The following is a 297-nucleotide window of genomic DNA, read 5'->3' on the forward strand; positions in this document are numbered from 1 at the left end:
CATTAATGATTTTTATTACACCTGTAATGGGCTCACATAATGAAGTGATCTTTCCGCTTATAGTAGTATTACATTCTCCTGTTAGGGTTATTAAATAATTAAATGTTCCTGAAACTGTTGGAGTACCAGCAATAGTTATCGTATTCGAAGCAAAACTTCCCGTAACACCGGCAGGCAGTCCTGTAACAGCAGCTCCCGTAGTACCAGTGGTAGCGTAGGTTATAGGGGTAAGGATGCTATTGATATTTTTTGATTGGTTGTCTGTACCCGCTGCGGAACTTAGCATTATAGTACCCG

Annotated in this window: 1 protein-coding gene; it reads right to left on the reverse strand. The window is 40.4% G+C overall.

Annotated elements, in window-relative coordinates; all coding sequences use genetic code 11:
* Positions 1 to 297 (reverse strand): hypothetical protein (locus DMB68_RS23485; RefSeq protein WP_394335927.1); only part of this gene is annotated, 297 nt, incomplete at both ends.

It is taken from the genome of Flavobacterium hydrophilum (assembly GCF_003202405.1).
Classification (GTDB): Bacteria; Bacteroidota; Bacteroidia; order Flavobacteriales; family Flavobacteriaceae; genus Flavobacterium; species Flavobacterium hydrophilum.